The 15,778-nt window shown below is 34.5% G+C and carries 16 protein-coding genes; 1 reads left to right on the forward strand and 15 read right to left on the reverse strand.

Going from position 1 to position 15,778, the window contains the following annotated elements:
* The first annotated feature begins 545 nt into the window (after positions 1-545).
* On the forward strand, positions 546-1,649 hold the full coding sequence (locus KQJ23_RS10220; RefSeq protein WP_216478722.1) for a hypothetical protein: 1,104 nt from the start codon (positions 546-548) through the stop codon (positions 1,647-1,649).
* A 69-nt stretch (positions 1,650-1,718) separates the two neighbouring features.
* On the opposite strand, the gene KQJ23_RS10225 is transcribed toward KQJ23_RS10220, so the two are convergent.
* From KQJ23_RS10225 to KQJ23_RS10295, 15 genes are all read right to left on the reverse strand, one after another.
* Positions 1,719-2,582 (reverse strand): HNH endonuclease, encoded by an 864-nt coding sequence (locus KQJ23_RS10225; RefSeq protein WP_216478723.1) that lies wholly within the window; start codon positions 2,580-2,582, stop codon positions 1,719-1,721.
* Between the two features lie 35 nt (positions 2,583-2,617).
* Entirely contained in the window at positions 2,618-3,640 is a 1,023-nt protein-coding gene (locus KQJ23_RS10230) for a hypothetical protein (RefSeq protein WP_216478724.1), read from the reverse strand.
* A 525-nt stretch (positions 3,641-4,165) separates the two neighbouring features.
* Positions 4,166-5,374: a DUF4365 domain-containing protein gene (locus KQJ23_RS10235; protein WP_216478725.1), complete on the reverse strand. Its 1,209-nt coding sequence runs from the start codon at positions 5,372-5,374 to the stop codon at positions 4,166-4,168.
* Positions 5,375-5,499: 125 nt separating this feature from the next.
* A complete protein-coding gene (locus tag KQJ23_RS10240; RefSeq protein WP_216478726.1) occupies positions 5,500-6,324 on the reverse strand; it encodes a hypothetical protein in 825 nt (274 codons plus the stop codon).
* A complete protein-coding gene (locus tag KQJ23_RS10245; protein WP_216478727.1) occupies positions 6,308-8,197 on the reverse strand; it encodes a DUF2326 domain-containing protein in 1,890 nt (629 codons plus the stop codon). Before KQJ23_RS10245 ends, KQJ23_RS10240 begins: the two co-directional genes overlap by 17 nt.
* Before the next feature lies 1 nt (position 8,198).
* Positions 8,199-8,699 (reverse strand): hypothetical protein, encoded by a 501-nt coding sequence (locus KQJ23_RS10250; RefSeq protein ID WP_216478728.1) that lies wholly within the window; start codon positions 8,697-8,699, stop codon positions 8,199-8,201.
* A gap of 8 nt (positions 8,700-8,707) precedes the next feature.
* Positions 8,708-9,454, reverse strand: coding sequence for a hypothetical protein (locus KQJ23_RS10255; RefSeq protein WP_216478729.1), 747 nt, complete (start codon positions 9,452-9,454; stop codon positions 8,708-8,710).
* Between the two features lie 604 nt (positions 9,455-10,058).
* Positions 10,059-10,616 carry a DEAD/DEAH box helicase family protein gene (locus KQJ23_RS10260; protein ID WP_216478824.1) on the reverse strand — a complete coding sequence of 186 codons (558 nt, stop codon included), beginning with the start codon at positions 10,614-10,616 and terminating at the stop codon, positions 10,059-10,061.
* A gap of 223 nt (positions 10,617-10,839) precedes the next feature.
* The gene (locus KQJ23_RS10265) at positions 10,840-11,211 is read right to left on the reverse strand and encodes a retropepsin-like aspartic protease (protein ID WP_216478730.1); all 372 of its coding nucleotides are present in this window, start codon (positions 11,209-11,211) and stop codon (positions 10,840-10,842) included.
* Complete coding sequence (locus KQJ23_RS10270) at positions 11,201-11,458, reverse strand: hypothetical protein (RefSeq protein WP_216478731.1); 258 nt, start codon at positions 11,456-11,458, stop codon at positions 11,201-11,203. Before KQJ23_RS10270 ends, KQJ23_RS10265 begins: the two co-directional genes overlap by 11 nt.
* 290 nt (positions 11,459-11,748) lie before the next feature.
* Entirely contained in the window at positions 11,749-12,387 is a 639-nt protein-coding gene (locus KQJ23_RS10275) for a hypothetical protein (RefSeq protein ID WP_216478732.1), read from the reverse strand.
* A gap of 483 nt (positions 12,388-12,870) precedes the next feature.
* Positions 12,871-13,071 carry a hypothetical protein gene (locus tag KQJ23_RS10280; protein ID WP_216478733.1) on the reverse strand — a complete coding sequence of 67 codons (201 nt, stop codon included), beginning with the start codon at positions 13,069-13,071 and terminating at the stop codon, positions 12,871-12,873.
* Between the two features lie 3 nt (positions 13,072-13,074).
* Entirely contained in the window at positions 13,075-13,569 is a 495-nt protein-coding gene (locus KQJ23_RS23740) for a CHAP domain-containing protein (protein WP_216478734.1), read from the reverse strand.
* A gap of 224 nt (positions 13,570-13,793) precedes the next feature.
* On the reverse strand, positions 13,794-14,663 hold the full coding sequence (locus KQJ23_RS10290; RefSeq protein WP_216478735.1) for a hypothetical protein: 870 nt from the start codon (positions 14,661-14,663) through the stop codon (positions 13,794-13,796).
* Between the two features lie 170 nt (positions 14,664-14,833).
* Positions 14,834-15,763, reverse strand: coding sequence for a site-specific integrase (locus KQJ23_RS10295; protein ID WP_216478736.1), 930 nt, complete (start codon positions 15,761-15,763; stop codon positions 14,834-14,836).
* Between the last annotated feature and the right edge of the window lie 15 nt (positions 15,764-15,778).

Genomic DNA, 15,778 nt, shown 5'->3' on the forward strand with positions numbered 1-15,778 from the left:
TGAATAATCTTTATTCGGCTTATTCGTTTAACACTTCTAAACTACTACTTCTTTATGCAAGTCATCGCCTGAAATGGAGTCACTCTTTTGCGGATAACTTAATCCTTCTCACCCTACTTCACCTTTTTGAAATGGCAGACAGAACAAGACAGACATGTTGAGCTTGCATATTGGCTCCCTCCAAAGTTACATAGGTAATCGAAACTACAGGTTGTTTGTCAATCTTTTAGTAAATAAGATTAAGTTATTCAATTTAAATACTGAAGCTAAAGTAACACTATGTGTTGTCCAAATGGGCCTTAGCTATTGAGGCTTCTGATATAATTGCTTTATGTCTTATAGAATCAAAGTGGATACAAATATGCTCACTTCGCTTACCTTTCTTTTTCCTGAACTATTAAGAATTTTACGGTAGTAGAGGTCGAAAGAAACCGTTAACAGGTGCCTTGTAATCCATTAACTTGAATTATAAAATAATCATATGAACTTCAACTGGCTAGCGCCACTAAACAATAAATTATCAAATGGTCTCATGGAGGGTCGATATGTATACCTTTCTTACAAGAGAATTAGATACAACTAATAATCAGTTTGCAAAGCAACGCTTGCAATTTAATGGAGCCACAAGTTTTCCAAAATCAATCCATTTCAATCTATTAAGAACAATCGAAAATGACATTAAACAAATATATTTACATAAAGATAGAACGAAGTACAAAGAAGTTCTGTGTGTGCTTTATGAATATGCTAATTATCAACGCACAGAGGGAGAACAACTGCAGGCTATCAAAGCATATGAACAGTTCATGCACGAATCAAATCAAAAAGGCATGTATTACAACGAATTCAGAGAATTTCATGACTCATTAGATTACACAGAAATCTTCTACAACCTTGCTTTTTTATATCATGAGTTGGGTGACATTGAACAAGGCATGTATAATTTCGCTAAGGCAGATGAGGAGCACAGCAAACGGAATAAAGCGGAGATTGGTCAACTCTTGGTCGAAATGATTGATAAAAAAGGAACTCCGTTTTGGAATTTTAGTAACCATCTATGCCTAAATTGTGGAGGTTACGATAGCTTCGGTAAACCTTTTAGTTATCAAACTTTGTTCGGCAAAAAATTTGAAGTAAAAGAAGTCAGATTACTACTAGACGATCTGCCTCTCATACTTAAGTTGCAGTTTGTACTATCTGTGGAAGATTTCTGGAAAGTATATTCTTACAACTACAATATTATAAAAGGCTTAAAAGTTAATCGGTTTCTCGGTAATCTGGTATGGACTTTGGAGACCTATTCCAAATATAAATTAGGGAAAGAGCTTATAAATTTCAGGAGTATCCTTAATGAACTGACTCAAAAACATCCAGAATTTAACCAAAGATACAATCTCCTTTTAGATCAGACTAAAAATTTAAATACCAATGATAGATTAAGAACGCTGAACATTATAATAGATACAGATCAGGATTTATTAAATAAAAAGGCTGCATGTTTTGTAGTAGCATATCAATTCAGAAATCATACGGCACATAACCTTACTGAGGAATTTCTTTTATTCAAAGATGATGCTTACAATAAGAGAATTTTTTGTTGTATCCTTTGGGTATTTTTGATAATCTGCAATGATTTCAATAATGTTTAAGATGATTCCAACTAAATGCCTCTTCAAGTCAGAGGCATTCATCATACAATTCTTTTTACTAGCTTATTTTTACTGTATGGGGACTATCTCTGTTATAAACTCATTTCCGATTCTGTATTTTAAAGCATTATTTGATATGCAAACGCTGAATGACAATACTGGTGTCATAAACAATATAACATCAACTATCAATTGATTCGCGGTATCTTGATGTAAAAAAAGCATGTGACAGTTGACTCCTTGTGCCTTTTCTATGATATGTGTCATAAAACTTGGTAATAATCTGACCTTTTCATACGTGTAATCAAAGTTACCGTTGCTTGCATTAAATAAAATCATTCTAATGTATTGTGCTGTTTCATCGTTGTAAAATAATTTACCAAGTTTATGATAGCCATATTCATATGCAATCTTTAAGGCAGACAAATAAAATTTATTCAAATCAACTGTCATATCGTATCTTATCTCGGGATGATGTACATTTTCCTCTCTGATAATGTTCTCACGCTCTATATATTGCTCAATTTGAACATCAGAAAAGCCCTGCCGACTTAATTTCTTCCTTAGCATCGTAAGCGCTAATTCACGTGATGGTGCTGTAATCCTTACTTTTGTACCTACTTGTTCCAATCTTGGTAGAGTCCTTGGAACAAAATCACCGTTCACATGAACAATGTTTCCTTCTCTATCGTACCCCTTTTTAAATGGATTGGGTACTTCGCCACTTTGCCCTTTTAAGCCAAGAGACTGCCTAATGATTTGGGTGAACATATGATTAACTAAATAGCTATCAACATTTGCTCCCAGACCACTGTTACATTCTTTGCAAACACAATAAATTTTTAATGACTCATTCCCAAGAGACTTAGGAATAATATGTTCCTCTGTCCCCTTTTTAACTGTCCCACAAATAATACATAAAGACTCGTCCATGACTTCGAATCATCCCCCTATTGATTATTCAAGTTTTATTTCAACTTTTCTGTTACTTGCTGCTTTTCTCGCTCAATTAACTGGTGAAAATACTTTTTGGGGTGTGTCCCAAAATCCGGTCTTAATCTTTTGCTCCCTTGATTATTATTTATTACCTCAAAAATTCTTTGAGAATCTTTCTTCGAGAATACAGTTTCAATTAATGCCCCAACACCACCAGCAGCGTAAGTATTTATAAAAATCATTTTCAATTGAGTATCATTTGTTGCAAACATAAAGATATCTTCCATGCTATCTTCGTAATAATGAAAGTTGCTCCAATTCGAGAGGTAGTTTAGATCCCATGCTTGATTTCTGCATCCTTCTAAAATCTTTTGAATGTCATTGCTGCCTGAGTTTTTGGGTGCTCTAACTCCCAATTGATTTGTAAAAAGCATAGCGACGTAAGCAATAGTACTTTCGCAAATCAGCAGATATTTATAATTCCAGTGCAAAAAATCCAACATCTTTTCAACTGGAGATAAATCTCGTCTCCTACACAACCATACAACATGAAGCATCTCTGCAATATGCATTAGTAAATGCTCATCATCTTCATTGTATTCAAGTTTTGTAATAACAGGGTCTACAGGCAAAGAACACTCTGGTATGCTACTTAAAGTCCCTTCAGCTAAACGCAACCATATCATGCTTGGATAATAATCAAAAATGTTGTTAAATTCACGTAATTCTCTTTTAGGTTCTACAGAGTCATTGATTTTTGTAGCATATTCTTTTAATGCGAGACCCGCACTTGCTGGGAAGTTATTCATAATCATCCAAGTCATTAACAATGCAACTGTTCGCATTTCTTCTTCATCTTTGAGACATCCATCACGAGAGAGCCTTAACAAGCTACTCAGTAAGTTTCTATCCAGCATAACAGTAATTTTCTTAGTATTTTTCAGCGTCAATAATGATGTATAATCAATATTCCCTTTGGGAGAATACTTCGGATGAAAAACCATTTGCAGTTCGCTTAGCGTCTCCCAAATAAAACTGTACTCTTCATCCTCCATTACCAAAAAGTTCATTGTCATCACCTATTTTCAGTTGATCTGATATGGTTACTTTGTATCTTCAATTAATTCCCAAGCATATATTCTGAAATGGATGTATCAGATCATCAAATGACTTGCAATCTCTACCACTAACTACTTTTTTTCAAAACTTCAAAAGACCTCTTTTGCTAGCGTTGATAAAATAACATAACATAGATCACATCAATTTCAAGGGTGGTCTTTATAGTAGGTATTTTCGACAATCGAAAATATAGGCTACAATTCATTCGTCATATCTACCGTTTTAAATCCAAAACTACCGATACATTAATCGTATCTCGCAACACCATATTTTTCTAGTCCCTCGATCTGTGCAAAGGAGAAATGCCAAAGGCATTTCTCCCACTGATAAAACTATAGACTTCTATGTATCGACCCGACATATCCCCACTACGCACTCTACATGTGTTCAATAAATTGGATTACTTCTGATAGTTCCTGTTGTGATAAGTCTCCCTAATTTCATACGGCGATAATTTATTATTACGTATCATTCTGTTTTTTCAAATTTAGGACAATCCCTTCATGGACATTAGGATGTGTTATTTGGTTTAGACGATAAGTATCTCTAGCTACTACTTGATTATAATGCGGAATAATAGATCCATTTCTTTCAAGTCCCAACTTAACTTGAAACGAAAAACTCAACCGAAGGGGATATGTTCTTACAATACCATTGCCTAGGGGTCTACGATCGGTAACAGGCTGCTCCCAAAGTATGAAATCAATATGTTTAAAATCCTGTTTCGGGAATATAACTCCGGCAGGGTGATATGGTCCTAGATCATAAACTGTATTATCTAATTGAATTTTCACACTATTGCTGGTCGCATCATCGTCGGCAAGAAGGTAATAAACAAAAGAATACTCATGCAAACTGTCCAAGATACCATATTCTTCTGAATCTAGAAGTGAGGAAATAATTCTAGCTTCTAATGATAAGAAAGTATAGGCTAGTACATTCAATTCACTTAAAGCTTCATTGATGTTTCTCAAACGAATATAACATTTCACAAGTTCTATACGTAATATTAGGTTTTTGGGCTCCTCTGCTATTTGGTGTTTTATTGCTTGGATCTCTCTATGTAATTCCGTTTTTCTTATAACCTCCGGCATTAATTCTTTCAATTTCTGTGCCACTTGTCGCCCACTTCTGGCTTTTTCAATATTTAAGAATGAATATCCTGAAGATTTGTCGATAGGGTAATAAATCAACTCGCTAATATCAGGTGGAATCAGATACTCAAGGATGTTTTCTTTTACTTGTTCCTTAGTTGTTTCATCCAAGCGGTAGGGAAGGGTTATCGTCTGTGTTACTTGCTCATAATATATTTCCACTTCTTCTATCCATGTAAAGTAGAAGCAATTATGCTTAATATAGTAACGAGCGATCATTACTGGATCCAACTGTTCACGCCATTTTTTTAGGTGCTGGACATCAATCTTTAATGATCCTTGGTTTAAGACTTGATTAAACTCCTCGGTCTCTGTTGATTTTAATTGAACCAAATATCTTCTTTCGAATGGAGGAATATTTTGGTCTTTATCCTTTCGCTTTTCATCATAAGGTTGAACTATTAAGTCAATACCAGTATCATGATCAAAAGTTGTTGCTTGCCAAGGAGTGCAGAGCCATTCATACGCAACTCGGGATTTATGCTCCATCGCATTTTTATGAGTTAATTGAGTCATACACACCCTCCTCTTTCCTATAGAACAAATTACACTAAAGCGAACCTGCCACATCTCATTTTCAAACCATCAATATGACCGACTCCACATGTGTTGGGCTACTTAAATGGACTGCTTCCGATGTGTTAATTTCTCCAAGGGTATTTCATATCAAGATACTCACTTTTAGACTCTAAAAAATCCTCAACCCATTTAATTGCAGTTGCTAAAACCTCACGTTGATTCGCTTGATTATATGAAAAAGCATGAATGAATTTAAAATCAACTTCATAATCCCCTTGCATCCATGTGTCCCCCATACCATCCTGTTGAAGCCAGATTGATGGCAATCTATTGAACGCACATATTTTGGCTTCATCTATTTGACCGGCAGGGTACGATTTCTCAATTACAATAAATCTGGATATGGAAGCATACGCTAACATTTTTTCTTCATTTGAAAGAGTTCGAATCTCGGGCTGTTCCTTTATCAAAATAGGTGTATACCCATGGTGTCGTAACATCTCACATATATTTTTCAACTGTTGCATGTATTCCTCTGGACTGTCTTTTCCTAAAACCAAGACCGTCTTTTCTTTGGAAATTTTCAACCATTCTGCATAATCTGAAGATGACACTCCACTTTTAAACGTAAACAATCGAATTTGATCAATTTTCTCGTTACTTACTACAATAGATTGAAATTCGGGAAATACTTCTGAAAATCGATCTCTATGAAATTGCTTGGTTTGTAATATTGTAAATAGATCGCTGTATAACCCATGTTGCCTTATAGCATCCACAACATAGCTGCAATTTTCTTTATGCGATAAAAATTTATTTATTATATCATCTTTATCCAAATTCAAAGAACGACAAATACTAATTAATTCTATAGCCGTGTAGGAAATTTTCAAAAACTCTATTAGTCTATTTTCATCTTTAAATTCAATACTAATATGTGAACCCAAATAATTTCCCTCTCTCTCCTGAGTTATCGAGTGTGAGACGGACATACTCAGAGTCTTTCAACTCATCCGGAATGTCAATGGTTGTTATTAAGTATTGGAAATCTACCCTATCGTTTGTCTCAAGAATATCCTTTTCTAATTGAAGAATGAAGCTAAATATCCGCCTGTATACTTTAGGGTCAATATCATGCACATTGGGTGAATCATGTAATAAAAATTTTGGATGATTTGTATCCTCTGAAATCGCCAGCATAAGTAATGCCAAATCAAAGGCAATTACTCTAAGTGGGAAAGATGCCGCGCCATCATCAATCCCATCTGTAGTTGTATGCTTGATTTCCAAAGATAAATTACCTTTTTTCTCGCTTCTTTTTAGCAACCCAACCCGGGTATTAGAAAACAAAAATTTTATCACTTCATTTACCTTTATTTGAAAGGATAATAACCTTTGATCAACTTCCTTCAGGATAGTAGCAATAGATTTATTGATATCCGTAAGTTTTTGCTTTGCCTCCTGCCAATCAGCGTAGTAAATTTCTACATCACTACTCAAATTTAATGAGTTATTTAACTCCAAAAGCTCTTTACGATAGTTAGCAATAACCCCTTCTTTATCGTCTATTTGTTCAAGAATTTCGTTTACATCCTTTTTAAAGCTCGCGTCAATGACATCTATCATTTGTTGTAATTCTCTTCGCTGCTCATTAAGTAACTTTATTTCTTCTTGATGAGACAAGGTTGATTCAAGCAATTCCTTCTTCTCGTTATTAAGTACGGTTTTAATCAAATTAACGGACTTATCTGACACCTGATTAATAGAATGCTTACACTTCTCATCCTGATCGCTAGAAAAGGGACGTAGACACATTGGACATTGTTTATAATCATAGCGGTTCAAAAATTGAATTGCAGACTGAGCAATATCAATTTTCTCTAACTCCCCTTGAATTTCATTGATCGTTGCTTCATAATTTTTGATTCGATGACGATAAGTTATTACCTTATTTTTGATTTGTGTAAGTTCATTGAACAACCCTACACGTCGCTCGTTTTCCACATCTTTTATTTTATTTATATTCACTAATTGGTCTTTAAAATGAATCAAAACATTGTTATTCTTAGAAATCTCATTTTCAATTGATATTTTTCGACTGTGTAGTTCGATATCAGATTGCTTTTGCTTATGTTTAGCGTATTTCGCAATTACGTTGTAAGCTTTCTGCTTTTCAGTTACTGTTTCTGATGCATCTACTTGACGAATCTCTAAGTCTGTTTTTTCTGGAGTAAGTAAATTTATTAAGAACTCAATTCTTTTTCGCCTTACTGGAGCTTTTTCATAATAGTTTGCTGGCTTGGTTAATTCCTGAAACCCACCAACCTGATCTCTAATTAATAAAGGTACAATTTGTCGCCATGAAATAATTTTCTTTTTATTATATTTATTTCTTCCCTGATACAGCTCATCTTCAAGGAATGAACAATACTCTCTTACGCCATAATCTTTATGCTGGAATTCTTCCCCTTCCAGTAAGGCGTCTGTAATCCAGTCTTTATATAAGGTGATGTTCTCCTTATTCACTACGCTTCTCAAAACAGTATACTCTTGAGAACCAATGGAAAACTCTAGGTAAAGCATCATCTTTTCCATACGAATTTTGGCGTTCTGCTTATCATCTGGAAGAAAAGACTCTCTACCCAACCCATAATCAATTAAGTCCACAAATGTAGTTTTACCCACGCTATTCCTAGTTTGTATATTTACATCTTCTATATCTTTAGCTAGTATTATATTGAGACCTTTTCTAAAAGTTATATCTATTTCTTTTTCCGAAGGGTGCACAAGCAGTCTATTAATAAATAATGATTTAATCATTTCATGCCCCCCCAATAATTTGATGAATTTTTCGATTTAAGCTATCCAAAGGCACTTCTTTAATTAGCTTCGATATAAAGTACGATTTATGAAGAATCGTTTTATATTGCTCACCAATTAACAGTTTCTTAACGTCTTCCTTCACTTCATCCTTAAGAGCTATGTAATGTTCATTTGAGACAATCAATTCCCGCGATAATAATTCTTTAAGCCCACTCAAGAATCGACTATTATACTTCTCAAATATAATACCAGAAAGCATTGTATCCAAATTGTTGGTCTCCCATTCGGGCACTAAAGACAGGAACTCTTTCTTATCCTCAAAAGTGAGCAATTCGCTTGTAACGTTTACGAATCTAAACAAGTACATCGCTGTTGCGACCTGATCCAAAGTTGATTTCCCCAAATAATTCATTAATGACAATAAATAAACTCCATTTAAGGCACTGTTTTCTTCGATGTTTTGTAAATCTCCTTCTGCCGTAATATCACGTTCACTCATAATTTCCCTCACTCATTAAATATTAGGCACTGAAAAGTAGTGTCGAATATCACACCATAAATTTGATCTTCAATATCTTCCCTTTGTTGAAATTCTTGAGGCAAAATATTAAACAACTCATTTACTAATTCATTTAGTCTGTAGTCTGCATTATATTCGTCTGGAGGAAATCTTCCAAGAATACGTTTCGAATAGAATTTTTGAACCTTTTCGCTTAACAGAACAAAATGATCTTCGAAACCGAGTTTCTTTGCCTTTCTTTTTAAAACGCCATTATCATTCTTCGATCTGATTGCCAGAGCTTGATTTGTTGGAGAAAATTTAGCTCTATTCTTCAACTTATCATGAAATTCTGTAAAATCTTCAACCGTTCCCTTCGATAAATTAGGCGCGGCTGGCTCTTCTATTGCATTTATTTCATCTAGTTTTTCAAGTAGTACTGAATATAATTTGGAAAGTTGGATGGCAATATGTGCATCCAGTTTACTTATATTCGTAGTACCAAATTGAGCATTTTTGCTTCTCATCTTCTCTATTTCAAAACCTAACTCCAGACTCACCCCATACCGCACCGCGCATGTAACGAGGGCATCAGCCCTTTGCGGATTATTATGTCCTTCCCCAAAAATGTCCTCTGGATTTTGATTTATTGAACGCGCTAAACTGCGCCAATCATAACTTTGAAGATTCATCTCGCATAATGATTGAATTATACTTTGTTGTTCTCTAGGAGATGGTGTTTGGCTACTTAACATTACTATTCCTCTCTCCACAAATTATTGACCTTCATTGCGTCATGTATTAGGTCAATTTTACTATGAGACGACAATTTTATCTACTAGATCTTTCCACCCAAGAAAGCCTTCTCCATAGAATTCCGTAAATATTCGAAAGTAGCACCTGAACTATGGCATTAATGAGTTCGTTAATACTCGCCATTGAATAACCACCTTTTTCAAGTGTTACTACCAATGTATATTGTCTAATGGATGACATCCTAAATTGTCTTAATTTAGACGGTAATGGTCCGAGGCTGTTCTACAATAACTACTCAACATTTTCTCTATACATTTGACTGATGAATTACAACAAGTTACACTCTGATCATCAGCTTCGTATATCTCGTAAAAATCAGGTGCGTATTTCCTATTCTGCGCATAACCCACGAACGCCTGATTCGTATATCTGGGCTGAAAAAATCAAAGTTATGCGAAGGCAAAGCACCAAAAACGAAGTGAGGACATGAGATGATCCCTTGCTGTACAAGGGATCACGGGATTTTTAAAGGGTCGAAAAATGGTTCGCATAATATAGTGTTATAAGATGTTGGCGCCTTCTTGAATTACTTACACACGCACTTTATAAATGAAATGTATCCTTAATAATTCTTGCGACTTCATCTGCACTTAAATTTGTATTATCAATTCTCAAATAGTTTTCTCTTGTAATTTCTCCTTTATAGGAGTTGAGTCTATGTTTTTCCACCGTATTGATCAAGTCCCTTTCAGATTGTTCAACATTTCTTTTTGTTGGTTTTTGATCAAGTCTAAAAGCCGTTGTATTTCGTAATACTCTTACTTCTATATTTGCCTCTAATTCAACAAAATAGATTTCAGCACCCTTCGATTCAAAAATATCACATGTTTGTTTAACAAATTCCCAGTCTGCTTCTAGATCAAGTCCCCATACGTAAGTAAAAATAAGCCCATATTGGTTGCTATTTGAGAACGATTCAAAAAGCTCTCTTCTTACGATACTAGATAATCTCCATGTTTCGCTACTGAAACCAAAGAAGGGGTGGAACAACTCAATCGACATGTGATTATGAAACAATTTCAATTCGGTTATTTTCGTTAATTCATGACCAACCGTCATCTTACCGACGGCCTGGGGTCCAAATAATAATATGAACTTAATAAAACTCACTCCTGCTCTTAAGATCTTGCGCCAATTTCTCATAACGTTCTTGTATTCACGAAACGCCCCAGCCATAGATAGCTCTTATCTTAGGCTGGGGCGTTTGTTGTCAAAATATTCTTCTATGCTTTCACAAGGAGCGAATGCCCCGCAGCGTAGATGTATTGTTATGATGTTGGCGACTTCTCCGATTCCTCTTATTAATGTCATTCATTCTATATTGTTAAGTACGCAATTCTAGTGTTTTCAAGTCAATAATAAAGCTGTGTTGTTTAAGAATATCCAATCCGAGTAACCCCTTATGATCCTTTGGCAGTATACCAACATCTATTTCTATATTTTCAATGCTTCTTGTACCTATTTCAACCCTGTCCATAATTTTTGTGTAGAAAGAAACGCTTCCCCCAATCCCGTATGCCTCATAAATAGAATCCCCCGTTTCGTAGGTCACACCTATTTCCTCCAAGATATCAGGACTAAATATAGTATGTGAGGATCCAGTATCTATAATCACATCATCTATTCTTAATGTTCTTTCTCTAAATGTAACGGTAAGCGACGTCGTAATTAACTGTCCATCATAGTTAATTTTCATTACTACTACGTCTCACTCTTATTAATGGGTCCCGGCGAAGATGGATCACAAATTCTTGATTTGAAGTATGGTATACCAAATTCCCAGGCTCTGCTTGAAAAAACTCTTTATTAGCCTCTTGCTCTGATATAGTGCGAATCGGTGCAACTTCATCTACTATTTTTTTGTTGCCTTCCTCATGATAATTAAGTATGGACACCAGAACAAATTGGTCAGGAAACAATTCTCTTACTTCTTGCCATTTCATTCGTTCTACCTCCCACAAATTCTTTCCAGTTCTTTTCCTATCTTGATTTTATCATACTTATAGTTCAGCATTCTCATTGTATTTTATATCATCTTTTTTCCGCTGATTTCATATAACGTTCCAGCATTTACGAACTCAAGAACCTTAAGCCCAGCCGGGGCGGCCGCGACGCGGTTAGGTTCACATGGTTGTCGCCTGACTCCGCTCCTCGAAATTCCTCTCGCGATCAAGGATCGGCTTGCCGATCCGCCGCGTGAATGCATTGTTAGCTGATGTAACTGTTCGTGATATTACTGCATCCTTTCTCCCTCAAGTATAAACTTCAAAAACTTCCTACCGTACAAAGGTAGTTCGATATCTTCACGATCTTTATCTGATTCTATACCTCCAAGATCATTCCATGTCTTTTTAATACTGATTAGTCCATTGTTCTCCAATTTCCTATCTATATTTCTTATCAATGCATGCTCGTCACTTTCTAAGGAAAATAACATTTTTTCATCTGTTATGGCTGTCAGGTAAAAAAATCTCTTCAGGTCTATGTAGCGTAAATTTCTAAGCACATCATAGAAATTAATTATTACTGACTCATTACCATTCTGCTCTATAAATACATTCTCAAAGCCAGTAAGTATTAGATTTACTTTAGCATCTTCATGCTCTTCATATAGATCAGAGAAAATAATAGGAAAAATCCTTTGATTAATATAATCAGCCGATAAGATTGAATCCGCAGCTAAACTTGCTATCCTGTTAATTTTCTTGTCATGCTCTTTAAATCTTCGGATTAATCTATTTATTTTTATTGTTTGTAGAACCCTACCAAGATAGGGGACATAATCAATTCCATTCTCTATAATCTCTCCAAAATAAGGATTTATTGAAGATCCACTTTGAATAACTTCATTTAATAATCCTTGTTCGTTCATCTATTTCGCTCCTTTTATTACAGTTATTTCAGCTAACGTTCTTGTATTCACGACGTTCATTTCCCTTAGATATCTTTTATCTTAGTGAATGTGTCTGCTGCTCACCTTCTCCGAACCACCCCCTGCAGACCGAAGGCAGATGCCCGATGCGTGAACACTTTGTTAGCTGAAGCTATCCCTTCACCGAGTTACTCTCATTCTTCATCGTTCTTGTAAGGACGTTAGCTGAAATTATCCAAATACAGGTGAGTATTTATGTGGGGGCATCCTTCAAATACAAAGGTTAAAAACTAAAAAAGAAATATAAAGACTTATATCCTAAAGTCGAATTATTGGTTAATCAGTGGGATCCTAATAGTTTAATTGACAGCGGGGCTTCGAAAGATGAATACGATTGTATTTCAGTACAGTTAATTGACTTACTTATTCAAGGGAGGAAGAGTAGTGAAATATATGATCTTATTGTCCTTTATTCACAACCCCTCACTGCCTTAAGTGACCAATGGGAACGACCGCGACTTGGTTAGGCAGTGCAGGGTTCTCCGGCTGAATATGCTTTACTGCTACTGAAATTACTTCAACCGAATCCGCTTCAAATTCTTCGGTCCGGACCAGGGCCGTAGGCCGCAGCGTAAATACGGTGTTATGTAAAGTTATTGCCTTCTGAGAATGCGCTTTCAACATTCACTAAAAAGAGTCATCGATTCTTATATATCCATTTATTTGATCTGCAGTCCTTTCAAATATTCCTGATTTATTATGAAAATTTCCTTCTGCCGTAATAATCTTATCTTGTTCAGTTCTTAATACGATTCCGATATGATCATTCGGTCCATTTCCCAAAATGTTGTCAAATACGATAAGATCACCTTTCTCTGGGAAAAACAAAAGTTCACTAATCGGATGATAAAAGCTATATAACTGCCCCCATTCTAACCATGCTTCTACCCACGCAAAATTTCTTGTTACTGGCTCTGGAAATCGAATAGGCAACTTGACGCCAGCTTCAACACAGCAATGATATACAAACGCAGCACACCAATCGAAACCTATGCTAGAGTTCTCTCTTGGAAAACAGTTAAGTATTGGTTCCAAATCCGGACCATACTTATCTTCGTTACCTATCAATGGTCTTGAGGCTAGTCTTTCAGCAATTTCAGCTAGCAGCTCTCTTCTGCTCACAAGTTCTTTCCTCCTTGAGTTTTATCACTGCAATAATTTCACATAACGTTTCTGTATTCCTGACGTTCAAGCGGCTTAAGTTACCAAAGGGAACGGGACCTTAGACTTAGCCGGTTGGATTGTTGCCTGATTTCACTTCTCCGAACCCCCTCTTGGCAACCGAGGAGTGATAGCGACAAAGCAGGAATATCTTGTTATCAGAAGTCACTATTCTACTTCATATATTATAATATTTCCATGTATGTATTTTCTTTCAAAAATATCTTTAATTCAGGGTTATATTGGTTTAGATGTTCATCAAAAAAATCTTGAATAAAACTAGCTATCCAATACTGACTACCTTCGGGTGGTGTCATATTTGAATCTAAAAACATAATATGATCAATAGACATAATGTAATGCGGTTTGATTAGTACAAGTAAAACAACTACTATATTTAATATGAAACTAACCTTGTTTCGTAACTCTATAAATACTTGATCTATTTCATTTGAACTAAGAATTTTATAATTTTGCCTACAATATTTTCTACCATTATTATGCACAAAATTATTAAGCTTTTTATTTATTATTCTCCATTCTTCTTCAAGTTTATAGTTGTTGATTAAATCATTAACTATCTTATTCTTCTTGATGTATGATAATGCATGTCTACTAATATAAAAATCTTTTAAATTGTTATTATTCCATTTGATAAAAAAATTAAGATTCTTCGTGAATAATTCGAGTTCTTTTTTGTCTGCTTGATCACTCAATATTATTTGGTGATTATTATCTAGCTCTAACACAAATAAATAAAAAAACAAATCATCATTCAGTTTTCTAATCAATATATTGGCATCAGAAAAATTACCTATGTTAACACACTCTTTTATACTTTTCAATGTATACATAGCTGACTCTAAATGATCATGCTGATAGAGATAAGATTTTCCCTTAAGTATAAACATTACTATAGTATTATTGATAAGATCGGTAATCCTATCTATAAGTTTAATATAATAATCAAATAACGTTATTATATTATTAAATTCTGGATGAGCCTTAATAATATTACTTTTTCTTTCAAATGGATCTATATCAACAAATATCATAGGCATACTCTCCTTTACAGTTTAGTGATTTCTGATAACGTTCTTGTATTCACGAAACGCCCCAGCCCTAGATAGCTTATCTTAGGCTGGGGCGTTTGTTGTCTGAGCTACCTCCATGATTATCCATCTAGAAAACCGAGGGGCGATTACCCCGTTGCGTGAATACAGTGTTATCCGAAGTCATTTGCCATCTTTGATTTTTCAAGAACCAAATATTCTTTTATGGCAGTTGTTAATTGAGTATTCTTAGTTAATCCAAATATCTTATAAAAATTAATTAATGCCTTCCCATCAGATTCAATAAGGTCTAATAATATTCTAGAGCGAATTATCTTTTGTAAGTTCACTTTTGAAGATAGTTTTAGATAATTCTTTTGTCTGCCATTTAATATTCCTAATAAGTTATTTATTGAGTTCTTGTTATCTTTCAAATTTTCAAATACATATTCATGTTCTTCCCTTTTCGATAATCCAAATAAAGATACCAATAGTTCATATATTTCTTGACTCATATTAAACTTATCTTGGTTAAGACCAGCTTTATTATAGCGAAGATTTCTTATAGTTCTATTTTCTAGATCTATATCCCCCCACGTTAGATTAAATAAATGAGTTTGTTCAAACATATAATTATACGAGATAAGAAGAACTAATTTCAATAATTCTGTTTCATTTTTCTCTGTGTCATATTCTTTAGATTCTAATCCAGAACTGAACAGAAATATAAAATCCTTATCCGATAAAAAATCCATATCTTTTGATTTCTTAGCTTTATATTTTTTTAATTCGTTTTTAATTTCAAGATAAAAACTATCGCTAATTCTCCTATTATAGTGATAAAAAGATAATAGATTTGAAAGAGCAAATTTAGCAGTTGCACTTTTTCTCGAAGTTAAAAATGCTTTTACATCTGATTTATTAAAAATATCGGTATAATCCTCGACTAGAGTTCTTAAATCAAGGTGTTCTTCTATGTAAACTTCAAGATCATCAATGTATCTCTTCTTTGTATCGGTGGTATTAGCACGATCCTTAAAATCAAGATATTTAGAAAAATCAGTTCTAATTGAATTGAAAATATAGCCTTTAAATTTCTCCATCTTCTTAGCTCCTAG

The organism is Paenibacillus brevis, assembly GCF_018919145.1.
Classification (GTDB): domain Bacteria; phylum Bacillota; class Bacilli; order Paenibacillales; family Paenibacillaceae; genus Fontibacillus; species Fontibacillus brevis.